This window comes from Nonomuraea basaltis, assembly GCF_005893125.1.
GTDB classification, from domain to species: domain Bacteria; phylum Actinomycetota; class Actinomycetes; order Streptosporangiales; family Streptosporangiaceae; genus Nonomuraea; species Nonomuraea basaltis.
Genome location: NZ_VCJS01000348.1, coordinates 1 through 9,125, shown reverse-complemented (window position 1 = coordinate 9,125; position 9,125 = coordinate 1). Strand labels below are relative to the sequence as shown.

Genomic DNA, 9,125 nt, shown 5'->3' with positions numbered 1-9,125 from the left:
AATTATACGAGGTAGTGTTCCTGGGGTACTTCAAGGTAAGATAACTATTTTCTGTTTTTTTTTAGTGTCTCGTGGGCTCGGAGATGTGTATAAGGGACAGGGGGGTGCTGCTCGGGTTGTGCGCGGGCGGGGTGCTGGGCGCGACGCTGACGTTCTGGATCGGATCCACGTTCACGCTCGGGGCCGTCACGGTGGAGGCCGCGGCGGCGCCCGGGGTGAAGATCGTCCCCGGGGCGCTGAAGCTGACCGCCCAAGGCGTGCTGGTGTCCTGGCCGCTGCTCGCTGTGGGGCTGTTCGGGCTGCTGGAGGGCATGCACGGGTACCGCGAGTCGCCGCTGCGGCAGCCGTACGGTGAGCCGCTCTGAAGGCTTCTCTATAGGGGCGGCCGGCGCAGGCCGTGCCGCGTGGCCTGCTCGAACGCGCGGGCCACGCGCAGCACCCTGGCGTCCTCGAACGGCCGGCCGACGATCTGCACCCCCACCGGCAGCCCGTCCGGCGTGAACCCGGCCGGTACGGAGGCGGCGGGGGCGTGCAGGACGCTGATCCAGTACGCGGAGCGCATCCACGCGAGGTAGTCGGGCAGCCTCTCGCCGTTGATCTCGCTGACGTGGGGGTGCTCAACCGGGAACGGCGGGACCTGGCTGACCGGCGCGATCAGGACGTCGTACGTGTCGAAGAAGGCGGCCATCCGCTGGTAGAGGCGGCTGCGCGCGCGCTCGGCCCGGGCCAGGTCGGCCCCGGTGACCTTCCGGCCCTGCTCGACGTTCCACGCGGTGTTGGGGCCGAGGCCGTCCAGGTCGCCGAAGTTCAGCACGTAGTTCCATGCCCGATAGGTCCGGAACGCGTCCTCGGCCTCGGACAGATCCAGCTCGACCTGCTCGACCCGCGCCCCCAGCCGCTCGAACACCCCGGGCGCCGTGGCGGTGACCGCCGCCGTCCGGGGGTCCACCGGCAGCCCGCCCAGGTCCGGGCTCCACGCCACCCGCAGGCCCGCCACGCCCTCCTCCGGCTCGGGGGCGAAGACCTCCTTGATCGCGTACGGGGAACGGCGGTCGAACCCGGCGACGACCCCGAACATCAGGGTCACGTCGTCGACCGTCCTGGCCATCGGCCCCATGACGGACAGCGTGTACCAGGCGTTGGTCTCGGACGGGACGGGGACCCGGCCGGGGGTGGGACGCAGGCCCACGACGTTGCAGAAGGAGGCGGGATTACGCAGGGAGCCGCCCATGTCGGAGCCGTCGGCCAGCGGGACCATGCCGGTGGCCAGCGCGACGGCGGCCCCTCCGCTGCTGCCGCCCGCGGACTTGGACAGGTCGTAGGGGTTCCTGGTGGCGCCGAACACCTCGTTGACGGTGTGGGAGCCGGTGCCGAACTCCGGGGTGTTGGTCTTGCCCACGCTGATGGCCCCCGCGGCCCGGAGCCGCTCGACGATCAGGTCGTCCTTGTCGGGGACGTGGTCGGCGTACAGCGGCGAGCCGTAGGTGGTGCGGATGCCGGCGGTGTCGACGAGGTCCTTGTGCGCGACGGGCACGCCGTGCAGCGGACCGGCCGGCTCCCGCGCGTCGGCGGCCTTGGCCGCGTCGAGTGCCCGCTCGGCGACCAGGGTCACGATGGCGTTGACGTGGGGGTTGACCTGCTCGATGCGGTCGAGGTGGGCCTGGAGGACCTCCACGGCGCTCACCTGCCTGGTCCTGATCAGGTGTGCCAGCTCGGTCGCGCTGAGGTAGTGCAGTTCGCTCACCCTTGCGATCCTGCCCCATGCCGTACGGGCGGGCGACGGCGAGGTTTGCCCACCGCCGCCCTGGCGGCTCGTCGGGTTACCACTCAGGCCGCCTACAGTGCGCGCGTCACGGCGACCCGCCACGCCCACCTGGTGGGTGGTGGGAAAGCCTCGATCAGGCGCCCAGGCACGCGGGGCCGAGGAGCTGCTTCAGGTCGCCCATCAGCGCCGGGGACGGGGTCACCCGGAGCCGGTCGTCCACCCGCAGCACGGTCGTCTTGGGCCCGTTGTGCACCTGCAGGTGGACCTCGGACGTGCCCGGATGCATGGCGAGGATCTCCTTCAGCCGCCCCACCACCGGAGGCGTGCAGCGCGTCAGCGGCAGGCTCACCAGCAGCGGCCCGCCCGCCTCCTGCGTCAGGTCGGGCGCCGTCACCTCCATGGCGATGACCTTGGCGACGTCCTCCCGCTTGTCGATCCGCCCCTTGACGAACACGATCGCGTCCTCGGCCAGGATCGTCGAGCACAGCTGGTACGCCGACGGGAAGATCATGACCTCGATCGACCCTTCGAGGTCCTCAAGCTGGGTCAGCACCCACGTGTCGCCCTTCTTGGTGACCTTGCGCTGCACCCCGCTCAGGATGCCGCCCACGGTCACCACCTGCCCGTCGGCCCGGCTCTCGTCCTGGACGGCGGCGATCGAGCAGTCGGCCCCGGCGGACAGGATGTGCTCGACGCCGAACAGCGGATGATCGGACACGTAGAGGCCGAGCATCTCCCGTTCGAACTGCAGCAGGGTGTCCTTTTCCCACTCCCCCGGCGGGAGCTGCACGTCGAACGTCTGGTCGTCGCCGCCCTCGATCGCGCCGAACAGCGAGTCCTGGCCGATGGCCTCGTTCTTCTTGATGTCGATGATCGCGTCGACGGCCTGCTCGTGCACCATGACCAGGCCCTTGCGCACGTGCCCCAGCGAGTCGAAGGCACCCGCCTTGATCAGCGACTCGATCACCCGCTTGTTGCAGACGATCGCCGGCACCTTGCGCAGGAAGTCCTTGAAGTCGGCGAAGCGGCCCTTCTCCTTGCGGGCGGCGATGATGCCGTCGACCACGTTCGCGCCGACGTTGCGGACGGCCGACAGACCGAAGCGGATGTCGGTGCCGCGCGGGGTGAAGTCGAAGTCGGAGTCGTTGACGTCCGGCGGGAACACCTTGATGCCCATGCGCCGGCACTCGTTGAGGTAGAGGGCCGACTTGTCCTTGTCGTCCTTGACGCTCGACAGCAGCGCGGCCATGTAGGCGGCCGGGTGGTTGGCCTTGAGGTACGCGGTCCAGTAGGAGACCAGGCCGTAGCCCGCGGTGTGGGCTTTGTTGAAGGCGTAGTCGGAGAACGGCAGCAGGATGTCCCACAGCGCCTTGATGGCCGCGGCCGAGAAGCCTTTGTCCTGCATGCCCCGCTCGAAGAACTCGAACTGTTTGTCCAGCTCGGACTTCTTCTTCTTGCCCATCGCGCGCCGCAGCAGGTCGGCGCCGCCGAGCGAGTAGCCGGCGACCTTCTGCGCGATGGCCATGACCTGCTCCTGATAGACGATCAGGCCGTGGGTCGTGTCGAGGATCTCCTTCAGCGGCTCCTCGAGCTCGGGATGGATCGGGGTGATCTCCTGCTGGCCGTTCTTGCGCAGCGCGTAGTTGGTGTGCGAGTTGGCGCCCATCGGACCCGGCCGGTAGAGCGCCAGGGCGGCGGAGATGTCCTCGAAGTTGTCGGGGCGCATGAGCCGCAGCAGCGAGCGCATGCCACCGCCGTCGAGCTGGAAGATGCCGAGCGTGTCACCGCGGGCCAGCAGCTCGTAGGCCTTGCGGTTGTCCAGCGGCAGCTCCAGCAGGTCGATCTGCTCGCCGCCGGTGGCCTCGATCATCTTCAGGCAGTCGTCGATGATCGTGAGGTTGCGCAGGCCCAGGAAGTCCATCTTCAGCAGGCCGAGCGTCTCGCAGGTCGGGTAGTCGAACTGCGTGATGATCGCGCCGTCGGAGTCACGGCGCATGACCGGGATGTGGTCGGTCAGCACCTCGGCCGACATGATCACGCCGGCGGCGTGCACGCCGGTCTGCCTGATCAGGCCCTCCAGGCCCTTGCCGAGGTCCATCGTCGCCTTGACGTCGACGTCTTCCTCGTAGAGCCTGCGCAGCTCGCCTGCCTCGGCGTAGCGCGGGTGGTCCTTGTCGAAGATGCCCGCCAGCGGGATGTCCTTGCCCATGACGGCGGGCGGGAACGCCTTGGAGACCTTGTCGCCCAGCGCGTACGGGTAGCCCAGGACGCGGCCGGCGTCCTTGATGGCGGCCTTCGCCTTGATGGTGCCGAATGTGGCGATCATGGCGACCTTGTCGGCGCCCCACTTCTCGGTCACGTAGCGGATCACGTCGCCGCGCCTGCGCTCGTCGAAGTCGATGTCGACGTCGGGCATGGACACGCGCTCGGGATTGAGGAAGCGCTCGAAGATCAGGCCGTGCGGGATGGGGTCGAGGTCGGTGATGCCCAGCGCGTACGCCACCAGCGAACCGGCCGCCGAGCCACGCCCCGGGCCGACACGGATGCCGTTGGTCTTGGCCCACATGATGAAGTCGGCGACCACGAGGAAGTAGCTCGGAAAGCCCATCTGGATGATGACGGTGAGCTCTTTCTCCACCCAGGCCCGGTGCTCCTCGTCCACGCCGCCGGGGAAGCGGCGCTCCATCCCCTTCCAGACCTCCTGGCGGAAGAACTCCTCCTCCGTCAGGCCGTCGGGGACGGGGTAGGTCGGCATCAGGTTCTTGGACTCGAAGAACCCGGCGGGATCGACCTTCTCGGCCACCAGCAGCGTGTTGCGGCAGCCCTCCGCCCACAGGTCGGAGGAGTCGACGGCGCGCATCTCGTCGGCGTTCTTGATGTAGTAGCCGCTTCCGTCGAAGCGGAACCGGTCGGGATCCGACAGCTGCTTGCCGGTCTGGATGCACAGGAGGGCGTCGTGAGAGGCGGCGTCGGACTCGTAGGTGTAGTGGGAGTCGTTGGTGACCAGCGGCGGGATGTTCAGCTCTTTGCTGATCCCGGTCAGCCCGTCGCGGACGCGGCGCTCGATGTCGAGGCCGTGGTCCATGATCTCCAGGTAGAAGTTGTCCCTGCCGAAGATCTCCTGGTATTTCGCGGCGGCCTTGACCGCCTCGTCGTACTGGCCCAGCCGCAGCCTCGTCTGCACCTCGCCCGACGGGCAACCGGTCGTGGCCATCAGGCCGTCGGCGTGCTCGGCCAGGATCTCGGCGTCCATCCGCGCCCACTTGCGCACGAACCCCTCGGTGTAGGCGCGCGAGCTGAGCTTCATCAGGTTGTGCAGGCCCGTCTTGTTGCGGGCCCAGATCGTCATGTGGGTGTAGTAGCCACCCGCCGAGACGTCGTCCTTCTTCTGGTGCGGCTCGCCCCACAGCACCGGCTTCTTGTTGTGGCGCAGCTCCGGCCCGACGTACGCCTCGATGCCGATGATCGGCTTGATGCCGGCGCCGGTCGCCTGCTTGTAGAAGTCGTACGCGCCGTGCAGGTTGCCGTGGTCGGTGATCGCGATCGCGGGCATGCCCAGGTCGCCGACCTGTTTGAACATCTGCTTGAGCCGGGCGGCACCGTCCAGCATCGAGTATTCGGTGTGCACATGCAGATGGACGAACGAGTCGCTGGACGACATGGAGCGGCGCCTCCCTGTCTGAATGTGATGGTGAGCTCTGACTCTAGTAGCCGGGACCGACATCCTGGAGCCGTACCGCGCGACCGCCCGGCCTCGCGCCACGCGGCGGAATGATCGCCCGCCGGGCGCGCCGGATCACGGGTTACGCTCGATGGGGCAGGGAGTCGCCGTTCGGGGGAGGTTGCGCTGAAGGAGTCGGGACAGGACGTCGTCCGGCCTCCGAAACCGGGAGTCACGCAGCTCCCCGCCGAGCCGACGACGACCCAAGAGGTCGCACACACTGTGGCGGCCCTGCCCTGGCGGAGGATCATCCAGATCGCGGCGGCCGCCGCCGCCGGCGTCGCGCTCGCCGTGGCGGGCCTGCCCCTGGGCGTCTACCCGAAGCTGACCTGCGCCGCGCTGGACGTAGGCTGCCCCACCGGCAAGGGGCCACGCGGCCGGTTACCCGAGGTGATCCGCCTGACGCCCGTACAGGTCGCGCAGAGCGGCACCTACGTGGCGCTCGGCGACTCCTACTCCTCGGGCGAGGGCGTGTACGAGCTGGACAGGCAGCCGCTCAACGACGGCGCCGACCGCTGCCACCGCGCGACCGGCTCCTACGTCCCGCTGGTGGCCCAGGCCTACCGCTTCGGCGGTGGCACCGCCTTCTATGCCTGCAGCGGCGCCACCACCGGCCAGCTCTTCTCCGGCCAGTACGGCCAGCAGCCCCAGATCACCCGCGTGGGCCCGTCCACGAGCCTGGTGACGCTGAGCATCGGCGGCAACGACGCGGGCTTCACCAAGGTGCTGACGTCCTGCATCGCCAAGCTGCCGTGGTCGTCGGCGTGCGTCGACCAGGACACGGCCGTCTCCCGCCGCATCGACCGGCTCCGCCCCAACCTGGGCAAGGTCCTGCGCGAGCTACGCGTCCGGGCGCCCGGCGCCCGGATCGTCGTCCTCGGCTATCCCCGGCCGTTCCCCGCGCAGCCCATCGCGAGCGTCGACAACCTCAGCGCCGAGGACCAGCGGTGGATCAACGACATGACGCGGCGGCTCAACGACACGGTGCGATCGGTGGCGGCGGAGTTCGACCGGGGCATCGCGGCGTTCGGCGGGGCGGGCAGCGTCGAGTACGTGGACGCGTACGAGGCGTTCACGGGGCATGAGGTGGGGCGGCCCCAGCCGTACCTCAACGGGTTGCACGTGGACATGGACGAGCTCAAGGTCAACGCCCGCAGCTACCACCCGACGGGCGACGGCTACCGCCGCTTCGCGGACCTGATCACCAAGCAGATCGCCACCGGCCCCGGCCGCTCGATGAACAACTTCCAGCTCGCCAATCCCTGACGTCACACGACCAACGGGCCCGCCCTCCTCTGCGCCGGGTCGGCGAGACGCGGGACGGTGCGGCTCGGCGCAACGCGCTCGGTGACCAGTGTGGGGCGGCAGCGGGCGGGCTCCCTACTGGCGTGCGCGTTCCTCGGCCAGATGGAGGCCCGCTTCGATCACGGCGTTCATGATGGGTGCGAGGCGTGCCTCGCCGAGCGAAGGTGCCCGCAGCGCCATCCTGGCGACCAGCGCCCGCTCCCGGGCCATGTCACGCCCCGCGAAGCCCCCGACCGGCTTGAGCCGCTGCACGGTGCCCGCCAGGTCGGCGCGGCGCTCGAGCAGCGTGGCCAGCGCGGCGTCCACGCGGTCGATCGCCTCCCTGCACTCCGGCAACGTCGCGGGCGTCTCGGGCCGTAGCAGCGCCCCGACGACGGCCACGGCCTCCTCCGCCACGCGCAGGGCCGCCGGCTGGTCCGCCTCCGCATCCGGCTCCGGTTCGCTCGACAGCGACCCCGGTCGGCTCAACGGTCCCGGGCCCTCCGCCATGCGACCATGCCCCCGCGCCGCACTCCCCGAGCCGTCAACGATCAGGCCGTCGGCGCCGGCCGCCACCGCCGCCGCGGACAGCCCGATGTTCCGGGAGACGTCGGCCAGCACCGGTCGTCCCGAGGCGGCCCGGGCCGCCTGCATCAGTGCCAGGTCCGGCCGGCCACCCTCGCAGAGGATCACCCGGCCGTCGCCCTCGGCTTCGCAATAGCCGGCCAGCCCCAGCCACTCCTCCACGGAGGCCGAGGCGCGCCGCTCGACCACCACCGGCAGCCCGAGCCCGGCGGCCGCCCGTACGAGCGGGATGTCGCGCGTCCACGTGGCCCCCACCACCACGGCGTCCGCCAGCTCGGCGATCGCCGGCAGGTCGGCCGCGGAATACGGCTCCGCCAGCGTGACCCGATCCCGCAGCACCTCGTACGCGTCCGCCCGCCCGTGCTGCGCCCGCAGGCTCACCCGGCTGCCGATCACCACGGCGGGCCCGTCGCCCACGAGCAGATCCCCGACGGCCACCGCGTGCCGTTCCAAGGTCGATGACATCTCGACTCCCCATTCGGGCCGGCTCGCTGGAACCGGCGTGGAAAAACAAAAAGGCAGAGACGGGTGTCTCTACCTCGTGCCGGCTCCAGGTGGTCGCTAGCTTCCGACCGGCCCTCCCGGAGCCGGCTCGATAAACGCGTAGCGACAAGTCATATCTGAAGCCTACACCCACGCCTCCACCTGCTGGACGGTCGTTCTCACATGGTGGACTGTCCTTCTGGCGAGTCGCCGTTGATCCCTCGCTATGGGAGTATTTCTTGGCCAAGAGGGAGGGTTTGAGGCCGTTGATGTCGGATCGCAAGCAGGACGGGCGTCGCATCGCCGGCCGCTACCAGCTGCAGGAACCCATTGGCAGGGGCGGGATGGGCATTGTCTGGCGTGCCCACGACGAGCTCCTCGACCGCACGGTCGCGGTCAAGGAGGTCAGATACGCGGCCGCCCTGGGCGAGGAAGTGCAGCTCCTGAACCGGCGCACGATGCGCGAGGCGAGGGCGGCGGCCAGATTCGAGCATCCCAACGTGATCGTCGTACACGACGTGATCGAGGAGGATGGCCGTCCCTGGATCGTCATGCAGCTCGTCCAGTCGCGTTCCCTGGGCACCGTGATCAAGCAGGACGGGCCGCTGCCGCCCAAGCGGGTGGCCGAGATCGGGCTGGCCGTGCTTGACGCGCTCTACCGGGCGCACGAGGCGGGCGTGCTGCACCGCGACGTCAAGCCGGAGAACGTGCTGCTGGCCGACGACGGCCGGGTCGTGCTCACCGACTTCGGCATCGCCACGCTGGAGACCGAGACGCAGCTGACCGTCACGGGGCTGGCGGGCACGCCGGCGTTCATCGCGCCCGAGCGGCTCAAGGGCCTGCCCGCGCGCCGCGAGTCGGACCTGTGGTCGCTGGGCGCCACGCTGTACACGGCCGTGGAGGGCCGCTCGCCGCACGAGCGCGGCATGGCCCTGGCGACGATGCACGCCGTGCTGACCGACGAGCCGGATCCCCCGAAGAACGCCGGCCCGCTGACGAACGTGATCAGCGGGTTGCTGGCGAAGGAGCCGGTGCAGCGGCTCACGTACGAGGAGACGGCGCGGCTGCTGCGCAACACCATCGCGCAGGTGAGCCCGCCGCCGACCGCGCAGTTCCCGGCCCAGGAGCTGGAGGTCCCGCCGCCGGCCAAACCGCGCAAGGAGCCGGCCAAGGCGCGCAAGGCCCCATACCAGTCCACACCGCGCAAGGCGCCGGCCGAGGACGACACCCCGACCGACCCCGACCTCGTGCTGCCCGCCCCCGCCACGGTCGCCGTGGGCGCGCCCG

General features: G+C 69.9%; 6 protein-coding genes and 1 pseudogene. 3 read left to right on the top strand and 4 right to left on the bottom strand.

All coding sequences use genetic code 11. From position 1 onward, the window contains the following. The first annotated feature begins 104 nt into the window (after nucleotides 1–104). Nucleotides 105–365: a hypothetical protein gene (locus EJK15_RS64620; protein WP_206062168.1), complete on the top strand. Its 261-nt coding sequence runs from the start codon at nucleotides 105–107 to the stop codon at nucleotides 363–365. Nucleotides 366–373: 8 nt separating this feature from the next. Here the strand turns inward: EJK15_RS64620 and EJK15_RS64615 are convergent, their stop codons facing one another. Both EJK15_RS64615 and dnaE read right to left on the bottom strand, forming a co-directional pair. Further along, nucleotides 374–1,744, bottom strand: coding sequence for an amidase (locus EJK15_RS64615; RefSeq protein ID WP_138720151.1), 1,371 nt, complete (start codon nucleotides 1,742–1,744; stop codon nucleotides 374–376). 154 nt (nucleotides 1,745–1,898) lie between these two features. After that, nucleotides 1,899–5,426 carry a DNA polymerase III subunit alpha gene (dnaE, locus tag EJK15_RS64610; RefSeq protein WP_138720150.1) on the bottom strand — a complete coding sequence of 1,176 codons (3,528 nt, stop codon included), beginning with the start codon at nucleotides 5,424–5,426 and terminating at the stop codon, nucleotides 1,899–1,901. Between the two features lie 282 nt (nucleotides 5,427–5,708). On the opposite strand from dnaE, the gene EJK15_RS64605 reads away from it, so the two are divergent. After that, a complete protein-coding gene (locus EJK15_RS64605) occupies nucleotides 5,709–6,752 on the top strand; it encodes an SGNH/GDSL hydrolase family protein (RefSeq protein ID WP_171075334.1) in 1,044 nt (347 codons plus the stop codon). Nucleotides 6,753–6,866: 114 nt separating this feature from the next. Here the strand turns inward: EJK15_RS64605 and EJK15_RS78280 are convergent, their stop codons facing one another. Further along, a complete protein-coding gene (locus tag EJK15_RS78280) occupies nucleotides 6,867–7,154 on the bottom strand; it encodes a chorismate mutase (RefSeq protein WP_240778029.1) in 288 nt (95 codons plus the stop codon). A gap of 348 nt (nucleotides 7,155–7,502) precedes the next feature. Further along, nucleotides 7,503–7,820 (bottom strand): annotated as a pseudogene (locus EJK15_RS78275) (chorismate mutase); the annotation flags it as partial. A 287-nt stretch (nucleotides 7,821–8,107) separates the two neighbouring features. On the opposite strand from EJK15_RS78275, the gene EJK15_RS64595 reads away from it, so the two are divergent. Then, a partial coding sequence (locus tag EJK15_RS64595) for a serine/threonine-protein kinase (RefSeq protein ID WP_171075333.1) occupies nucleotides 8,108–9,125 on the top strand: 1,018 nt, incomplete at its 3' end.